Source organism: Sediminibacterium sp., assembly GCF_051860225.1.
Lineage (GTDB): Bacteria > Bacteroidota > Bacteroidia > Chitinophagales > Chitinophagaceae > Sediminibacterium.
This window is the reverse complement of sequence record NZ_JBHYEI010000003.1, coordinates 132,177-150,563: the sequence shown is the minus strand read 5'-3', so window position 1 is coordinate 150,563 and position 18,387 is coordinate 132,177. Positions and strand designations below refer to the sequence as shown.

17 protein-coding genes are annotated in these 18,387 nt (G+C 35.1%); 4 read left to right on the top strand and 13 right to left on the bottom strand.

The genetic code is table 11. The annotated features are described in order from the left end of the window. Positions 1 to 3 precede the first annotated feature (3 nt). Positions 4 to 774 carry a sulfite exporter TauE/SafE family protein gene (locus tag ACTIEI_RS11150; protein WP_439506373.1) on the top strand — a complete coding sequence of 257 codons (771 nt, stop codon included), beginning with the start codon at positions 4 to 6 and terminating at the stop codon, positions 772 to 774. On the opposite strand, the gene ACTIEI_RS11145 is transcribed toward ACTIEI_RS11150, so the two are convergent. Next, on the bottom strand, positions 771 to 1,991 hold the full coding sequence (locus ACTIEI_RS11145; RefSeq protein WP_439506372.1) for a formylglycine-generating enzyme family protein: 1,221 nt from the start codon (positions 1,989 to 1,991) through the stop codon (positions 771 to 773). The genes ACTIEI_RS11150 and ACTIEI_RS11145 overlap by 4 nt on opposite strands. 83 nt (positions 1,992 to 2,074) lie before the next feature. Here ACTIEI_RS11145 and ACTIEI_RS11140 point away from each other — a divergent pair, with 83 nt between their 5' ends. After that, positions 2,075 to 2,914: a hypothetical protein gene (locus tag ACTIEI_RS11140; protein ID WP_439506371.1), complete on the top strand. Its 840-nt coding sequence runs from the start codon at positions 2,075 to 2,077 to the stop codon at positions 2,912 to 2,914. Between the two features lie 23 nt (positions 2,915 to 2,937). Then, on the top strand, positions 2,938 to 4,224 hold the full coding sequence (locus ACTIEI_RS11135; RefSeq protein WP_439506370.1) for a bifunctional folylpolyglutamate synthase/dihydrofolate synthase: 1,287 nt from the start codon (positions 2,938 to 2,940) through the stop codon (positions 4,222 to 4,224). Position 4,225: 1 nt separating this feature from the next. On the opposite strand, the gene ACTIEI_RS11130 is transcribed toward ACTIEI_RS11135, so the two are convergent. From ACTIEI_RS11130 to fbp, 6 genes are read right to left on the bottom strand one after another with little or no spacing between them, the layout of a single operon-like run. After that, on the bottom strand, positions 4,226 to 4,786 hold the full coding sequence (locus ACTIEI_RS11130) for an NUDIX hydrolase (protein WP_439506369.1): 561 nt from the start codon (positions 4,784 to 4,786) through the stop codon (positions 4,226 to 4,228). A gap of 1 nt (position 4,787) precedes the next feature. Further along, positions 4,788 to 5,348, bottom strand: a complete 561-nt coding sequence (locus tag ACTIEI_RS11125; protein ID WP_439506368.1) for an NUDIX hydrolase — start codon at positions 5,346 to 5,348, stop codon at positions 4,788 to 4,790. Continuing rightward, a complete protein-coding gene (locus ACTIEI_RS11120; RefSeq protein ID WP_439506367.1) occupies positions 5,348 to 5,872 on the bottom strand; it encodes a YfiT family bacillithiol transferase in 525 nt (174 codons plus the stop codon). Before ACTIEI_RS11120 ends, ACTIEI_RS11125 begins: the two co-directional genes overlap by 1 nt. Before the next feature lie 4 nt (positions 5,873 to 5,876). Beyond that, entirely contained in the window at positions 5,877 to 6,641 is a 765-nt protein-coding gene (locus ACTIEI_RS11115) for an ABC transporter ATP-binding protein (RefSeq protein WP_439506366.1), read from the bottom strand. A gap of 2 nt (positions 6,642 to 6,643) precedes the next feature. Beyond that, complete coding sequence (locus tag ACTIEI_RS11110) at positions 6,644 to 7,129, bottom strand: hypothetical protein (RefSeq protein ID WP_439506365.1); 486 nt, start codon at positions 7,127 to 7,129, stop codon at positions 6,644 to 6,646. Between the two features lie 2 nt (positions 7,130 to 7,131). Then, positions 7,132 to 8,148, bottom strand: a complete 1,017-nt coding sequence (gene fbp / locus ACTIEI_RS11105; protein WP_439506364.1) for a class 1 fructose-bisphosphatase — start codon at positions 8,146 to 8,148, stop codon at positions 7,132 to 7,134. A 92-nt stretch (positions 8,149 to 8,240) separates the two neighbouring features. Between fbp and ACTIEI_RS11100 the strand changes: the two genes are divergently transcribed. Continuing rightward, on the top strand, positions 8,241 to 9,497 hold the full coding sequence (locus tag ACTIEI_RS11100; RefSeq protein WP_439506363.1) for an aspartate kinase: 1,257 nt from the start codon (positions 8,241 to 8,243) through the stop codon (positions 9,495 to 9,497). Positions 9,498 to 9,506: 9 nt separating this feature from the next. On the opposite strand, the gene ACTIEI_RS11095 is transcribed toward ACTIEI_RS11100, so the two are convergent. From ACTIEI_RS11095 to tsaD, 6 genes are all read right to left on the bottom strand, one after another. Continuing rightward, positions 9,507 to 11,345 (bottom strand): ATP-binding response regulator, encoded by a 1,839-nt coding sequence (locus ACTIEI_RS11095; RefSeq protein ID WP_439506362.1) that lies wholly within the window; start codon positions 11,343 to 11,345, stop codon positions 9,507 to 9,509. Positions 11,346 to 11,431: 86 nt separating this feature from the next. Continuing rightward, entirely contained in the window at positions 11,432 to 12,121 is a 690-nt protein-coding gene (locus ACTIEI_RS11090; RefSeq protein ID WP_439506361.1) for a L,D-transpeptidase family protein, read from the bottom strand. 66 nt (positions 12,122 to 12,187) lie between these two features. Beyond that, positions 12,188 to 14,740, bottom strand: coding sequence for a M14 family metallopeptidase (locus tag ACTIEI_RS11085; protein ID WP_439506360.1), 2,553 nt, complete (start codon positions 14,738 to 14,740; stop codon positions 12,188 to 12,190). 43 nt (positions 14,741 to 14,783) lie between these two features. Beyond that, entirely contained in the window at positions 14,784 to 16,409 is a 1,626-nt protein-coding gene (locus ACTIEI_RS11080) for an ABC-F family ATP-binding cassette domain-containing protein (RefSeq protein ID WP_439506359.1), read from the bottom strand. A gap of 59 nt (positions 16,410 to 16,468) precedes the next feature. Further along, positions 16,469 to 17,365 (bottom strand): glycosyltransferase family 8 protein, encoded by an 897-nt coding sequence (locus ACTIEI_RS11075; RefSeq protein ID WP_439506358.1) that lies wholly within the window; start codon positions 17,363 to 17,365, stop codon positions 16,469 to 16,471. Positions 17,366 to 17,379: 14 nt separating this feature from the next. Continuing rightward, positions 17,380 to 18,375 (bottom strand): tRNA (adenosine(37)-N6)-threonylcarbamoyltransferase complex transferase subunit TsaD, encoded by a 996-nt coding sequence (tsaD, locus tag ACTIEI_RS11070; protein ID WP_439506357.1) that lies wholly within the window; start codon positions 18,373 to 18,375, stop codon positions 17,380 to 17,382. Positions 18,376 to 18,387: the final 12 nt, after the last annotated feature.

The window sequence follows — 18,387 nt, the reverse complement described above, 5'->3', positions numbered from 1 at the left end:
TGGATGGATATCAACACCCTGATATTATTATGCATTTTTGCTTTCCTAGCAGGATTTGTTGATGCAATAGTGGGTGGGGGCGGATTGATTCAGTTACCTGCAGGCATTATGCTATTACCACAATTCCCAGTTGCAACTGTTATGGGATCTTTAAAAATTCCTGCATTTACCGGTACTGCTTTTGCAGCAAGACAATATGTAAAAAAAGTTGCAGTAAACTGGAATCAGGTCGGGCTAATGTGCTTAATTGCTTTTTGTGCAGCATTTGCTGGATCGCAACTTCTATCTATAGTTAGCAATAAATATATGAAGCCGGTAATATTTATTGTTTTAATTATCGTTGCCATTTACACTTATTCTAAGAAAAACTTTGGACAAACTATACATAAGCAATTATCTAATCAACAACAATTGAGGTATGCCTTAATCATAAGTTTAGTGATTGGATTTTATGATGGATTCATTGGGCCTGGAGCAGGAAGCTTCTTTATTATGGCATTCATTGGTATTTTAGGATTTGATTTTTTAAAAGCGGGCACTCATGCCAAACTAATTAATCTCTCTACCAATTTAGGCTCTATTTCTTTATTCATGTTAAAAGGAACCATACTATGGTCAGTGGCTATTCCAATGGCTGTATGCAATGCAATTGGAGGTATTCTTGGTGCCAAACTAGCCATTTATAAAGGCAATCAGTTTATTCGAATTTTCTTTTTGTTAGTAGTAATGGCCACTTTATTAAGGTTTGGATATGATATTTTTTTAAAGGATTAATCCTCCTCTAAAACTACCCTAAAACCTAAATCAACATAATAATTATTTGGAGAAATTTTCCCTCTATAAATTATTTTTGATTTTGAAGATTCGCTAGCACTGCCCCCTCTAATCACTTTTTGTGTACCAGCAGATGGCCCTCGATAAACGGAACCAATAACAAGATTTCTACTACTAGTTTCATACCAAGTAGGATTATACCAATCATTTGTCCATTCAAATACATTCGCACTCATATCATAAATATCAAGTTCGTTTGGATAAGTACTGCCTACTCTTTTCATGACTACATCATTTTTTTTGTAAGTCCAACCGACTTTTTCTATAAAATCTGACCCAGCATAAATGAATTTTTTAGTTTTTTGGCCTCCCCTTGCAGCATATTCCCATTCTGCTTCAGATGGTAGCCGATATTTTTTTTCTGTAACATAGCTTAACCATTGACAATAGTCGATTGCGTCATCCCAAGTAATATTCCGAATTGGAAAATCATCTTGCCATCCAGCTAAGGGAGCGGCAGGCATTTTTCTTTTTGTTTCCGAACAAAAATATCTGAACTGCTTAACGGTCACCTCATATTGTCCAATATTAAAATTGTTAACTGTTGCAGTAAAAGCAGGCTTTGTATCTGATGGATCTTCCTCATTCTTACTGCCCATCATAAAACTCCCCTTTTTTACAGAAACCATTTCGGGCAAGTATGACTTACTTATTTTTCTTTCCATTTCAAATGGATAGTCTCTAAAAATCCCCACTCGATAATTATTGGTGTCGGCATAAAAAATGAACCCATTATTTCTCCAATATTTCTTTTTTTCATCTTCTGTTATACCCACTTTCTTTAACAATTTAGTGGGTCTAAACAAAGGAGACTTTGAAAATGTATCGATTGCCTGATAATATTTTTGGGGGGAACTAGATACCTGAATTTCTGAAATATATTCTTTTTCTAAAAAGATAAATAAAGTTACTACTTCCCCTTTTTTATAAACCAAACACTTCTTAGAAGGGATTTCTTCTCTAAAGGCATAGCCTCTCTTTTCCATCCATTTTTCATGTTTCTTAATTGGCATATTATCTAATAAAAACACCAATTCATCTATCTTATAACCTTCTGCAAAAAATAGCGATAATCTTTCGGTGTCAATTTGTGCAGAAAGATTGCTTGTACTGAAACAAATAATTATGAATGCTAATGTTTTGATAATCAGTTTCATACAACAGTGTGTTTCACAACAAGGTAATAAAATTAACCTTTCATTCCACTAAAAATAATTGGATTAATGTACTTTTATACTTCATGAATCAAGAACGGATATTAGAAAGACAAGATCAACTTAAAGCCACGTTCATCACATTGGTTATAACCGCGATTTTGTTCTCGATATTTTTTTATGTTCGTTACCAACAACCAGCGCCACAAGAACCGATTGCTGGGGAAGGCATAGAAGTTAACCTAGGTAATGTTGAAACAGGGGAAGGCAATATCCCCCCTTCTGCTATAGGAGATTTAAATGAATCGCCTGAGAATTCAGAGACCAATCAAACATCCACAGAAAATATTGATATTCCAGAAAATACAAGTTCAGAAGATGATATACCATTAACAAAATATGTAGTTAAACCCAATAGCAAACCCAGCAATAGCAACAGCTCTACTCCCCCTACCCCAAAACCAAAAGCTGTGTTTACTGGAACAAATAAAAAAAGTAGCGGCGGCAACTTAGCAGATAGTTATAATGGAGTAAACAATCAAGGAATCGCTGGTGGCAAGGGAGATCAAGGCAAACCAATAGGCAATCCTAATTCAGATAGTTACCAAGGCAATGCTGCTAGTGGAAATGGTGGATTGGGTGGTTCAAATGGCGTTGCCATTAAAAGTGGATTAGATGGTAGAAGAATTACCAAGCTTCCTTCTTTTGAAGACGATTTTAATGAAAATGCTAAAGTGGCTGTAGACATTACCGTTAGTCAGTCAGGTGCTGTTACAGCTGCCACGATAAATCCTAAAGGTACTACTACTACCAATCAACGTATCAGGAATATCGCCATCTTAAAAGCAAAATCGCTTAAATTAAATTCGGGTGATACAGAAGAACAAACAGGAACTTTAGTATTTAATTTTAAGCTTAAGAATTAAATTATTTGCACCTTTGCCGCAAGATGAATTACGCAGATACGCTTTCCTATTTATTTAATAAGCTTCCTATGTTTAGTAAAGTGGGAGAATCGGCTTATAAAAAAGATTTAACCAATACCATTGCACTTTGCGAAGCATTAGGAAACCCTCATAAAAAATTTAAATCTATTCATATTGCAGGTACAAATGGCAAAGGTTCTACCAGTCATATGCTTGCAGCAATTTTACAAACAGCTGGATATAAAACTGGTTTGTACACTTCACCGCATTTACATGATTTTAGAGAACGCATTAAAATCAATGGAGAATGTTGTTCTGAAGAATTTGTGATTGAGTTTACCCAAAAAATAAAACCACAAATTGAATCTATTGCACCTTCTTTCTTCGAAATAACGGTTGCAATGGCATTCGAGTATTTTGCAGCGCAATCGGTTGATATAGCTATCATTGAAACAGGCTTAGGTGGCAGATTAGACAGTACGAATATTATTCTTCCCGAACTAAGTATTATCACTAATATTGGGATGGATCATATGAACTTATTGGGAAACACACTCACCGCAATTGCTGGAGAAAAAGCAGGCATCATCAAACCATTAGTTCCAGTGGTTATTGGAGAATACCTTCCAGAAACTTTACCCATTTTTTTATCCGCAGCTAAAACAAGTCTTGTTTCACTTGCACAAGAGAAAAGGTATATTAGTGATTGGTTATTCCAAGATAACCTCCTAAATATTACCGTTGTAGATAAAGAAAAAAATGAGTACCAACATTTTGCTTTAGACTTAACAGGATTTTATCAAACCAAAAATTTATTAACTGTTCTTGAAGCTTGTACCCTACTCCAACAACATGGTTGGAATATTCATTATAGCCATATTCAGGAAGCGCTTAAAAATATAAAAAAACTTACAGGCTTGCATGGAAGATGGGAAGTCATTCAAATGAACCCCATGGTAATTCTAGACGTAGGACACAATGTTGACGGAATTAAAGCAATCCTAACCCAATTAGATTTGATGAATTTCAATCAGCTTCATTGGGTTATGGGAATGGTAAAAGATAAAGATATAACAGCAGTTTTATCGCTATTACCTAATACCGCTAAATTCTATTTTACTAAAGCCAATATTCCTAGAGCATTAGATGAAAATGAATTGCTAAATCAGGCAAATGAAATTGGATTGACAGGTTCAACATACAGTAATGTAAATGAAGCTATCCTTGCTGCCAATGAAAACGCTGGAATAAATGATTTGATTCTTGTTTGCGGAAGTGTTTTTTTAATTGCTGAAGTACAGAGAAATTAAGCTACGCTTTTAGCCAACCTAATTTGATTGCCGCAGCATACATTGCACCAATTTGAGCACCATGCTTAAAAGAATGTGCTAAAAGCTGTTTCATGAAATCTTCCTTAGGCACCAAAACAATTTCAATATCTTCATATGGATCATAGGCTGTTTTACCCTTGGGTTGAACAGCTTTGGCTAAATAGAAATAAGCGTAATTACTTTCTAATGGCGGGTTGGGATGTACTGAATACAGTAGTTCAAACTCATCTGTTTGATATCCTGTTTCTTCTTCCATTTCTCTTTTTGCGGCAACCATTGGATCTTCATTAGATTCAATCATTCCACCTGGTAATTCTATTGTTATAATGCCAGCTGCATGTCGATATTGTTTTACCATGACAATTTCTTCTGAAGGAGTTACCATGAAAATATTACAAAAATTAGGGACATCAATAACAATATAAGGATCAATAATTCTACCATCTGGCAATTGACAGATGTCTTCTTTTATTTTTAACCATTTTTTGGTATATCCAATGTTAGACTGAAGAACAGACCATTGTTTAATATCTTTTTGCATTTTATACTATTAATTTATTAAGCCGCATTAATGCATACAAAATCGTACAAGTTTGCATTGATTGAATAAACGCTTGCGTTTTAAATGCGGTTATAAAATCATCCCATTCCATTTCTATAACCTCAACCTCTTCAGATGTATCTCTTACTGCATTTGGGTCTAAAACTCCACCTTTAGCCAAAAACATATGCATCACATTGGTATTAGTGGTGGGATTGGGAGATATTTTTCCAAGGTATTCAATTTGATCGAACCGATAACCTGTTTCTTCTAAGAGCTCTCGCTCTATTGCATGCGACAAAGAAGTATCAGTAGTATCTACACAGCCCCCAGGCAATTCTAATGCGATGGTGTCTAATCCAGCTCTATAAATTTTCTCAACAATTACCGTCCCTGTCTTAGTGATTGCGACCGCTGTTGCATAATCGGGAAACCCATAAATATAAAATGGCTCTATTATAGAACCATCATTCTTTTGATAACTATTTTTCCTAACATCCGCCCACTGATCTTTGATCAATTGTTCTGACTGTATTAACTTCCACTTCTTGATTTGAGTCATCACCAATTATTTTTTTCTCTTAATAATCTAATATGAGCAGTATGGTGTTTACCATGCCAAGCATACATCCCTAAAAGATACCATAAGCTCATTTCTTTTTTACTACCTGGATGATAAATTGTTCTTTCCCATTGCGCTTGAGTAAGATTTTTAATTGCAAAATGCCACCTAGTATGCAATGCATGTAAAAGGGTCACTGAAATATTAACAGGGAGTGTTTTTACATCATTCAATGTTGTCCAAGCGTTCTCATCGTAGGGTTTTATTGTGGGGCAATCCTCAGTTAGACCAAGTTTAAATCTACAATAAGCATTCATATGGCTATCTGCCAAATGATGAACCACTTCATGTACAGTCCATCCCCCACTTCTGTATGGGGTATGCAATTGTGCCTCATCCAAATTCAAGAGTACCTGTTCAATTTCTTCCGGCAAAAATTGAATATCTGCAAGCCATTGCTGTTTCAAGCTTTCAGAATACGGTTTAAATTCAAACTCCCCAATTGGATAACGTTCATCTATCATACAGTTAATTTTCTGCCCTTAATTCATGCCCAGTCAAGTGAATAAACACATCTTCCAAATTCGCATTTTTAACTTGCTTGGGTCGCTCAAAACCACTGGCCACTAAGTCATCAATCAATTTATCAGGAGAATCAAGTGCAATTACTTTTCCTTTATCAATAATAGCTACTCTATCACATAGCACTTCTGCCTCGTCCATATAATGAGTGGTAATAATTACAGTAGTACCCTTCAGTCTGATTTCTTTGATAAGATCCCATAAATTTCTACGTGCTTGCGGATCTAATCCCGTGGTAGGCTCATCTAAAAATATAATACTAGGATGATTAATTAATGTAGTTGCAATCGAGAATCGTTGTTTTTGGCCACCACTTAATTCTTTGTATTTCGATTTGGCTTTATCCGTTAAATTAACTGTTTCCAACAATTCCATCGGATTAACTGGTTGATTATATAATCCAGCAAATAAAACAATCAATTCAGCTAATGTTAAATTAGGATAGTAACCTGATGTTTGCAACTGCACCCCAATCAGTTTCTTTATTTCATTTGGATCTTTATCTAAATCAAATCCAGCTACTTCAATTGTACCACTGGTTTTTTCTCTAAGTGTTTCAATGATTTCAAGGGTGGTAGATTTTCCTGCACCATTAGGTCCTAACAATCCAAAAATTTCTCCTTCAAACACATCAAAACTGATTCCTTTTACTGCGTGGAAGGAACCATACTTTTTATGTAAATCTTTTACGCTAATGATTGTTTTTGCCATAATTAAAATTGATAGACGATTCCAGCTGATTGTTTTCCCAGACCAAGAGATACGGTTGATTTTTTATGCTGCTGATTAAACAAATCTACCGCTGTCAATAAATGATTTTGGCCCAGCAAATTAAAATACCCACCTGCAATAGATGCTAAAAATCCACTCCCAATCAAAGTCCATCCCATGCTTTTATTAGAGCCAGACAAATTATTCACGCCAACTAAAAGTGTTACAGCCCCAGCAAAACCAAATAGCTGACCAGTAATTTTATTCCTTTGGTGCTTTAAATAAGCATCAATTATTTCTGGGTTTCTCGTTCTATAGAAAAGCTGCTTGAATTGTGTACTCCCTTTAAAAATACTGTCATTATATACTATATTGTTTGGTTTGGTCATAATAGTATAACTCATTGCCCCTCTTGGCAAAGGCTGTTGTGCCATTATCCCCTGAACAGTTAGGAAAAGGAGTGCAATACTGAATAGAATCTGTTTCATGCTTAATTTTTTGTGTCTGTAACCTGAGCTAGTTCCTCCATCATTAATTTACTACCAATAAATAATGGGGTTCTTTGGTGTAAGGAAGTAGGTACAATATCAAGTATTCGACCAACTCCATCTGTTGCTACACCTCCCGCAACTTCTAAAATAAAAGCAAATGGATTAGCTTCATATAAAAGACGCAGCTTTCCTCCGGGCTTTTCCGTTGTTCCAGGATACATAAAAATTCCGCCTTTTATTAAATTGCGATGCACATCTGCCACCATGCTGCCAATATAACGCTGTGTATAAGGGCCCCCATTCTCCTTTGTTTTTCTTTGACAGCCATCAATATACTTCCTTACTCCCTCATTGTATTGAAAAAAGTTCCCATGGTTAACTGAATAAAATTTGCCTGATGGTGGGCAAATAATATTCGGATGACTCATAGTAAACTCACCAATGGAAGGATCTAATGTAAAACCATTAACGCCTCTACGAGTGGCATAAACAAACATGGTACTAGATCCATATACCACATAACCCGCAGCCACTTGATTCTTACCAGGCTGCAGAAAATCCTCTTTTGTACATGGTTTGCCTAAAGGGCTTACTCTTCTATATACCCCAAAAATAGTCCCGATAGATACGTTCACGTCTATATTACCGCTTCCATCTAATGGATCAAATAAAACAACATATTTACTGTTATTACTAATTTCATCATCAAACACTACGAAATCATCCATTTCTTCACTACCAATACCAGCACAACTGATCCCATGTTGTAGAACGCCTAAAAACTGGTTGTTGGCATAGATGTCTAACTTTTTCACATCTTCACCCTGCACGTTAATGCTACCAGCATCCCCTAAAATATCCACCAAACCAGCTTTATTTACTTCAACATTTACTCGTTTTGCAGCCAATGCCATATCCCGTAGTAATCTGCTTAATTCGCCAGTTGCAGTAGGAAACTGTCTTAATTGTTGTAAAGTAAACTCATCTAAAGTGAGGACATTTCTATTAATACTCATATAGTGCAATTCGTTTACATAAAGATAGTAATTGGGCGGGTACGCTGCGTATATTTGTATAGATATTGATCTTCTACTTTAAGTAATAGTATATGAAAATTTTTAAATTTGGTGGGGCCAGTGTAAACAGTGTAGAGAGAATAAAAAACCTTAAAAATATTGTACAGCAATACAGCAATGAGCCATTGGTCATTATCATTTCAGCTATGGGAAAAACAACCAATGGCCTAGAAAAAGTAGTTAATGCATTTTATAAAGGAAATAAAGAGGAAGCTTTAGAATTATTTAGCGTTGTAAAAAACCAACACTTAACCACCGCAAAATATTTATTGGTTTTTAAATACAATGAGTGTATCGCTCAACTAAATGATTTCTTTACCGAAGTAGAATGGTTATTACACGACAAGCCTGTTAGGTCTTATGATTATTATTATGACCAAATAGTGTGCACTGGTGAGCTTTTTAGCACCTGCATCATTAGCCATTTTTTAAATGAAGAAAAAATAGGCAATCAGTGGCTAGATGTTAGAGATTTACTTAGGACCGATAATAATTTTAGAGACGCTGGCGTTCAATATGATTTTTCAGCAGAAAGAATTAAACAAGCAATTCAACAATACCCAGGCAATATAACCATCACTCAAGGATTTATTGGGGCAACAGACGATAATGAAAGTACTACTCTAGGAAGAGAAGGCAGCGACTATACTGCTGCCATTTTTGCCAATATTTTAGATGCGGAAAATTTAACTATCTGGAAAGATGTTGAAGGCGTTATGAATGCTGATCCAAAAAGTTTTTCTGACGCCCAACTTATTCAGGAATTGAATTTTAACGAAGTGATTGAAATGGCCTATTACGGAGCCCAAGTAATACACCCTAAAACAATTAAACCACTTCAAAACAAGGGCATTCCATTATTGGTAAAGTGTTTTTTAGATCCCTCGCTAAAGGGTACTATCATTCATAGTAAAAACATAAAAAATTTACCGCCCATTATTGTAATTAAAGCAAATCAGGTTTTAATGCATTTAAAAACAAAAGACTTTTCCTTTATTGGAGAGGCACCAATGAGTAAGTTGTATGAAATTTTTGGGTTTATAAAAATAAAACCAAATTTAATTCAAACAGGAGCCATCAGCTTACAATTATGCTTAGATGACCATGATGAAAAAATTAATCAATTAGCTTTGGAGTGTAGTGTAATGTTTGATGTTCAATTAGAGAAAGAATTGAATTTATTAACCATTAGACATTACGATACCGACATGATCAACAAGCTATATGAAGGCAAAGAAATGATGCTTGAGCAAAAAACAAAAGATACAATACAATGCGTTTATAAATAGCAGTGAATTTTATACATATTTTTCAATTACAGAATACAATTCGTCTTGCTTAAACGGCTTTACTAAAACTTCATTAATGCCAGCAGCAACATAATCATCAAGGTCATCTTGAACAATAGTAGCTGTCAAAGCAATGATTGGTATTTTTCGCTTAGTTTCATCCGTATATTGTCTAACTATAATTGCAAATTCATCTCCATTCAATTTCGGCACGTTAATATCAGTTAAAACAATATCATATTGATTGTCTTTGAATAGTTGAAGACCAATTTCCCCATCTTTAGCTACGTCATATATTATGCCCACTTTTTTAAGCAACATAGTCAGTAACATAATATTTACCTCATTGTCCTCAATCACTAAAACACTTTTCCCTCTTAATGAGGAAGATACATTATTCATATTCGATAGGTCTTTTTCATTCTCTACTTTACCATCTGCAAGTTCATAAGGAATCCCAAATGTGAATGTTGAACCCTGATTCAATTTACTTTCTACAGCAATTGAACCACCTTGCAACTCAACTAACATTTTACAAATGGATAAACCTAAACCAGTACCTTTTATTGAACGCCTTGTTTCTTTGTTTACATTGCTAGTAGTAACTTGCGTAAACTCCTCAAATACGGTTTTAATTTGATCATTGGGAATTCCAATACCTGTATCAACCACCCTGATTTTAATCATCACTTGGTTTCCGGCATTCCCCACTATATCAGCCAAAATTGTAACCCCTCCTTTTTCTGTAAACTTAATTGCATTACTCAGTAAATTATATAAAATTTGCTTTAGCCTAAATAGGTCTCCTTTGACAGTTAAATCCCGGCCAAGGTTAATGACTGTTTCTACTTTGATGCCTTTTGATGCTGCACTAGTAGTAGAAAGCGCAAAAGCGACTTCTTCAATAGCAGCAGCAATATAGAAAGGCTGTTTTTCCAACTTTAATTTTCCAGCGTCTAATTTGGAAAAGTCAAGCACATCATTAACAGTAGAAAGAAGATGTTCTGAAGAAGTCTTGATCGCATGTAAAAAATTTTTTTTCTCAGCGTCAGTTTCAATTTTATCAATTATCTCTGTAAAGCCCATGATTGCAGTTAATGGGGATCTGATCTCATGACTCATATTACTCAAGAATCTACTTTTTACCTGTGCCAGCTTCACTGCCTTTTCTCTAGCTTCAAGAATTTCATTCTCATAATTAACCATTTTATAAATATTGAAAACCAATACCCCTACAATAAATAAAATAATCAATAAAGAAACCCAGAAAAACTGCTGTATAACGTCTGTTCCAGTTACCGCATTTTTAAAAATAGTTGAATTGAGGTTCTCCCTGTACAAATCTTCTTTCACCAAAACATTCTTAAATAAAAGATTGTAGTCAGCAAGTAGTTTTATTAATGAATCCGAGATTGTTTTATTATTAATATCAATTTTTTGCTCTTTTAAGTCACCACTCAAAAGTTCGAAATCTTTAATTAATTGATCTAAAGATTTTTCTTTGGTTAATTGTTGGGTAATTTGGGCTGCTCTGCCGCTATCGCTTTCTTTTTTTAGTAACTGCAAATGAGCAATTAACTTATCGAAAGATTGAGCTGATAAATTACTTAAACTGGTATCCCCTACTTGAGTAAAGCGAGTAAAAATTAATTGAGCCTCTACTAATTCATCACTGCTCGTCCTTAAAATACTAATATTCTTATTTTCAATACTTAAAGTATCAATTGAGCTCTTTAAAGTAATAATATTACGGGTATTAATCACATTCAGAAACAAGATAGATACAACCACTACTAAACAAGCAGTAATTAAGATAATATTAGAAAAGGAAAGCTTAGCACGCTTCATGTAGGTAATATTAAGAATTAAACCAATGGGTTTTCAGCGGCTAAAAGGATCTTTGTAAGCACAAATTACAAAAAATAAGCAGCTCCTTAACGAGAAATTAATTTATAGGCTCCATTTTGATTGATTCCTATAATTGGAAGCTGCTTATACTGTTCAAAATAATCAAATACCTGCTTTAATTGACTAGTAAAATCATGGTATTGTTGATTTACAGCAGTATGTGACTGTAATACTTTAAAAGAATTTTCATTGGTAAAACGAACTGGGAAAATATGGACAGGTATATAGTCTTGGCCTTGTTTACGAACAATATTGGCTAAAACGTATAGCTCTTCAATTGGATTATTTAAAATAGGAATACAACCTACTGTAGCACATTTACCATGTATATAAATTTCTCCGCCTGGTTTAGCATCTGCAAAAAATAAATCACTTTGATTGGGGTAATTCAGGCCCAGTGAAAAATGATAATCACTATTAGGATTAAACTCATTTATATGATAGAATCCTTCTGGAACCTGCAGATCTCCCTCTCTTCGCTTTGGACCAAGTTTACCTGATAGGGCACAAACATTGTATGTTTTAAATAAAGTGAATGGCTCTGAAAAAGTATTTCTTACCCAAATCTCTAATTGGCCTTCCTGCTTGAAACTCCTGATATACATTTGCTTGGCTGGCCAACTTAAAGCAGCTTGCTCAAATTGTATTTTTAATTGTTTCTCCCTTTTAGCAAAAGCCAATTGTTCTTTTGGAGTTAATCCATTCTGTGCTTGCATATTGTTACTTAACACAATCAAAATGCCCAACAGAAAAAAGGATTTATAAAACAGACTCATAGGTTATCATCTAATTAAATTTCCGAAATAAATTGCATTCATGAACATTTTAGAAGTGCCCAGCCAAAATGCCCTAAAATTCAAATTATCCACCATCGAAATAACTCTCCCTCTTCCAATATTATCAATATTAATAGCAGCAGTATTTCTAACTACATTTTTATAGCCCCTATATAAATAACCACTTTGTAAAGGTTGATCTGTATACATAACGGGAGAATCATAGGCGCCATTGTTTTTATCCATGAATAAAGTGTTCGATTTAAAAATGGTCACAAAAGGATTAGTATAACCGTATCCTAAAGGGTGAGTTAAATCCACTTTAGCTTCAAATAATGAACCCGTCATGTCTTTTGCCCTTGTTTCATCCGAACGCAAAAAATAAGGTAATTGTAACGTCGTATCTCTCTTATCATCGCCCGATTTAAAGAGTGTTTTGGTAAACCCATTGGTTGATAACCATTTGGTAGCATCTTCAGTTGCAATTAAAGTACCGCCAGCGCCAACCCAATCTTTTAGTTTGTCTTGTGCTCCTTTGTTTAAATTATTATAAGCACCAGAAGCCATGATGATTACATTATAACGATCAGCATTCACTGAACCAAACCGATCAACATCTACAATAGTAACAGGCACATTAAATCTAGTATCCATCATATGCCAGATTTCTCCAACATCCGTAGCACTGGTTCCAGTGCCGCCAAACATCATTACACTTGGCTTCTTTAAAGGAACAAAGCTATTACTTCCCAAGTCTATGCCATCCGAAGCAAATCCAGAAGGCAATGTGTACGCATCCACACCAGTTTCCGATATTGCATGTTTAATTGTATTTTCTAAATCTATTAAAGTCATTTCTTGAGTACTTACTGGAATAACAATAGTACCATAATCAAATACTTCTTCTTTATTATTCAGTATCATCTTAAATACTTTGGTAGCAACTTTAGCTTTAATGCCTTTCTCTTGAAGTTTATACAACACTTTTGGACTGTAATATTCGTTCCACTTGATGGCATAAGCGTAGGCTTTACCAGCCCCGTATAAATTGGATTTTAATGGCTCAATAGCATTGAGTTTGGGCGAATTCAAAGAAATAGCAGACTTTAATTCTGCATAAGGTAATCCAAACGCCAAAGGCATTGTCCAGGCAGTCACATCATAAAATAAACTGTCTTTGTAATTAAATGTCTTTTCAAAAACAGTCTTAATAACTTTAAATTGTTTTTGTGCCGTTGGGATTACAAACGCCGAACCAGGTTTGAACGTTTTCCCATCAATTGCCATTTCTGATTGTAAAGGGTAAATATCTACTTCATGCCTTAATAGCATTTCAATAAAAATATTGGTTTTAGCTTTGTCCTGCGCATCCCCAAAAACAAATGCTTTTATAGGAAAACTCTCTGCCTCTTTAATGGTCTCCTTAAAGAAAGAACGCTGATAATTCAGCATTTGCTTTCTCAATCCATTAGCAGCTGCCAAAGTTGATAATGTAGTGGTAAATTGATTACGAATGGTAAAGGGGAAACTCAATAATCCATTCTCTGTTTCTTGTAAATGCCCGCGGCTACTAGCTTGTTCAAATAAAATACCAACTGCCCCATTAATATCAGGATAGGTAGACCCTTTACCGTAATAAAAATCATCATAGCCTTCTTTGGTAAAATACATAGAACCAATACTATCTAAAAATTTTGCGTGGTAGTTTCCAATAGCTGCGGTGAGTTCTTGGTTTTTAGCGGGAGTATTAGGATTCACTCTTGATGGAACACCAGGCTGAAAAAAGAAGGAAGAATTACTTCCCATTTCGTGGTGATCGGTTAAAATATTGGGCTTCCATTGATGGAATAAAGCCAATCTATTTCTACTTTCCTTGTGTTGGGCTGGCAACCAATCGCGGTTTAGATCAAACCAATAATGATTGAATCTTCCACCTGGCCAAACCTCATTAAATTCTCTTGCATTTGGATCGGCAACAGGAGTAAAACTCTTGTGCATATTTACCCAACTTGCAAAACGATTCAATCCATCAGGATTAAAAGAAGGGTCTAAAATAATAACCGTATTTTTTAATAATTCATCCACTGCATTGCCTTGTGCAGCCGCTAAATAATACATAGCCAATAAAGCGGCATTAGCCCCACTGCTTTCATTGCCATGAATACTATAGCCCATCCAAACCACCACAGGCATATCGTCGGTGTTTAATGAACCTGATTTATCGGGGTTGGTTAATGCAAGATGCTGCAACCTAATCTGCTCTAACTTTTGATGATTCTCTGGAGAAGTAATGATTAATGCCAACTGTTGACGTCCTTCATTGGTTAGCCCCAATGGCTTTAATATCATTCTGTCAGATGCTTGGTCAACCGTTTTAGCGTATTGTACCAATCGATCGTGAGTTACATGCCATTCTCCTACTTCATGGCCAATAATATTGGCAGGAGTAGGGATAGCATTATTATACACTACGTTTTTAGGCAAATAATAAGAAAGCTCCTGCGATTGTATGCAGTTCCCAATCAAAAAAAGGACAATCAATAAACTAAATTTCTTCATTACTTAAGTTTTGCGACGGTAAGTTACTGAAGAAAAAAATTATCTAAGCATACATTTCCGCTCTTAATTCTTTTACTCTTGCGTCTTCCATATATTCATCAAAAGTCATCAATCGATCAATAATTCCTTTAGGGGTGAGCTCAATAATTCTATTAGCTACCGTTTGCATAAATGTATGGTCATGGGAAGTGATAAAAACAATCCCAGGGAAGGTTTGACAGCCTTCATTAAAGCTTTGAATGCTCTCTAAGTCTAAGTGGTTAGTTGGTTGATCTAGAATCACTACGTTGGGGTTTTGCAACATCATTCTGCTGACCATGCAACGTACCTTTTCTCCTCCACTAAGTACATTGGTTTTCTTTTGAATATCATCGCCACTAAACAACATTTTTCCTAAAAACCCACGAATAAAAGGCTCATCTGCATCAGTAACATGAGGAGGAACAAATTGGCGTAACCAATCCATCAAACTCAATCCCTCTTTAAAAAACTCATTATTCTCCTGTGGCAAATATGCTTTGGTAATAGTAGTACCCCATTCAAATTTTCCTCCCTCAATGGCAGTATTTTCAGTTATGATATCAAAGAAAGAAGTGATAGCCAAAGGATCTTTACTCAAGAAAGCGATCTTCTCCCCTTTATTTACGCTAAAAGAAACTTTATCAAAAAGCTTTCTTCCATCTACTGTTTTGCTCAAATTCTCTACATTCAATATTTGATTCCCAACTTCTCTTAATGGCTGGAAAATAATGCCTGGATACTTACGATTGGAAGGCTCAATTTCCTCGATAGTTAATTTTTCTAAGGCTTTCTTTCGAGAAGTAGCTTGCTTACTCTTAGAGGCATTGGCAGAGAATCGGGCAATAAAATCTAATAATGCTTGGCGCTTTTCTTCGTTCTTTTTGTTCTTATCGTTAATTTGACGACTCATTAACTGGCTACTTTCGTACCAAAATGTATAGTTTCCTGTAAATACTTTAATTTTTGAACGATCAACGTCTGCAACATGCGTGCACACGGTGTCTAAGAAGTGACGGTCGTGGCTTACCACTAACACGATATTTTCGTAGTCAGCTAAAAAGTTTTCTAACCAGCCAATAGTTTCAATATCTAAACCGTTAGTAGGTTCATCCAATAAAAGGATATCAGGATTACCAAAAAGTGCTTGCGCCAATAATACCCTTACTTTAAAATTACTGGGTATTTCACTCATTAAACTTTGGTGCATATCATCGTTTACGCCCAAACTATTTAAGAAGCTTGCAGCATTGCTTTCTGCCTCATATCCACCCATTTCTCCAAATTCGGCTTCTAACTCCCCTGCCTTCATTCCATCTTCTTCAGTAAAATCTTCCTTGGCATACAAGGCATCTTTTTCATGCATTACATCCCAAAGCCTTTTATGGCCCATTAAGACAGTATTTAATACTGTGCAATTATCAAACTCGAATTGGTTTTGTTTTAATACAGCCATCCTTTCTCCTGGCGTAATTTCCACGGTACCTTTATTAGGTTCTATTTCTCCGCTTAAAATTTTCAAAAAAGTAGACTTACCGGCACCATTGGCACCAATTACGCCGTAACAGTTTCCCTTGGTAAAATTGATATTTACTTCATCAAAAAGCACCCTTTTGCCATAAGCTAGGGTGATATTCCGTGCACTAATCATTGAATTATATAGTTTTCGCGTGCAAAATTAAGATTTTAACGCCGGATTTAAACAACCAATCATAAACGATGAGAAAACAACTTAGTAAGCTTATTGATTACTATTTTAGTTTTATTGGCGATTCTACTAAGTTCACTGATTGCAACGAAATTTTTCCATTCCGTCATTTCTAAATAATGATAAAACTGTTCTCTAAACAATTGAACACCATTGAAACTCTTATAAATTGGTTTGCGTTGAACGAAATGAATAACAAAAGGGTTCCCAGCCGAAACTAAATCAGCAAAATGGTTCCACTTCTTATCTAAACTCAACCATTGATTGTACAAGACAACATTTAAGCCATATTGATCGGGATAATTAGCATAATGAATATTTTCATTCATACATTGAATCAGCTTTTCTGTTATTCCTAGTGATCGCCATGATTTGAGATTCATTAACATCAATCCCGAATTAAAATATATGGCACTTCCTTCAAAGCCAAACTTTTTATAATTTTTAATCCCCCCCCAATTATTATCAAATGTTTTTATTCTTGAATCTTGAACAGCGGCAATTACATGATGGCTTAAATCAAGTTCAAATAAAAGAGAAATATCTTGCTGAAAAATCATATCAACATCCAAATACAACACTTTTTCAACTGATTCATCTATGAAATAGGGAATGAAAAAGCGCATATAAATATTTAAAGGATAACTTGTTCTATCGAGCGGTAAAGTGATATGATCTGGTATCAACCCATCCATATTGACCCATTTCAAACTAGATATTTGTTGATTAACAGAGCGTGTTAGTTTTGCTTTATTCTCTTGGCTAATTTTATCATCAATTATATTAAATATTAACTGATTATCATTAATTAGATTGACTTCAATTGATTTGATTAAAGCAGCTAATAAGACGACATAATGGTCATTGGTTATTACAACAATGTTCAACTGCTTTTTCATTAGTCGCTATCTTATTACCACTCTGCCCTAGCAGACGGATTAACGGATAAAGGAACAAATTGATTATTTAAATACTTATGATATCCTGTGATAGCAATCATTGCAGCATTATCGGTACAATAACTAAAATCGGGGATATACACTTTCCATCCTTTCTGTTGACCTATTGAAGTTAGCGCATTTCGCAATCCACTGTTCGCACTAACACCTCCTGCAATACAAACTTGTTTCACATTGGTTAAATTAACTGCTTTCACCATTTTTTTTAATAGAATTTGTACTATAGTGTGTTGGATAGACGCACATAGGTCATTTCGATTCTCCAAAATAAATTCAGGTGATTGCTTTTGTAAAAAGTATAAAACAGAAGTTTTCAAGCCGCTAAAAGAAAAATTCAGTTCAGGTATTTGGGGTTCTGCAAATTTAAATTTGAGCGGATCACCCAATTGGGCAAATTGATCTATCAACGGACCACCAGGATAAGGCAGCCCCAATAATTTAGCGGTTTTATCAAACGCTTCGCCAGCTGCATCATCAATGGTTTCACCAATTACTTCAAGATCTAAAGCAGATTTAGCCAACACAATCTGCGTATGACCTCCGCTAACAGTTAAACATAAAAAAGGGAAACTAGGTCTTAGGTCTGGAATTAAATTAGCCAACACATGAGCCTGCATATGGTGCACTCCAATGAGCGGAACTTGTAAGGAGAGCGACAATGATTTCGCAAATTGGGTACCAACTAATAAACTCCCTATTAATCCAGGAGCTTGTGTAAAAGCAATGGCATTTAGTTCTGCTAAATCTACATTGGCAGCTTTTATAGCCTGATCTACAACAGGAACAATATTTTGCATATGTGCTCTGCTGGCTAACTCAGGTACAACTCCACCATATTTTTCATGTACAGACTGAGAAGCAATGATATTACTCAATATGACTCCATCCCTACATACTGCCGCTGCTGTTTCATCACAAGAAGACTCTATTGCCAGAATAGTAATACTCATTGAGCAAAAATA